General features: G+C 65.9%; 1 protein-coding gene. It reads left to right on the forward strand.

All coding sequences use genetic code 11. From position 1 onward, the window contains the following. Positions 1–43 precede the first annotated feature (43 nt). The coding region (locus tag TSH64_RS35350; protein WP_199237580.1) for a hypothetical protein at positions 44–355 on the forward strand (312 nt) is incomplete at its 3' end.

A 355-nucleotide genomic window follows, 5' to 3' on the forward strand; every position in this document is an offset into this window, starting at 1 on the left:
GAACGACCATACCATCAGATTCGGAGCGACGGACCGGGTCGACGTGACCGGATTCGCCATGGATTTGGAGGTGTCGGTCGGTGAAGAGCTGGAGGTCAAGTTCATCCACCGCCGCGATCTGATCGACGGCGACCTGTGCAACCGTATCCAAGGCCATTTCGAGACGCTTCTGTCTGGTCTTGTGGCGGATGCCGAACGGCGTGTTGGCGAGGTGCCGCTGCTGACCGGGCAGGAACGGGCTCGCTTCGCCGCCTGGAACGCACCGATCGCCGCGGATGCCTTCGAGCCGGTGCATGCCCGCATCGCCGCCATGGCCACCGCCCTCGGCGACCGGCCGGCGGTGGTGGACGGTGCT

The sequence above is a fragment of the Azospirillum sp. TSH64 genome, assembly GCF_003116035.1.
Taxonomy (GTDB): domain Bacteria; phylum Pseudomonadota; class Alphaproteobacteria; order Azospirillales; family Azospirillaceae; genus Azospirillum.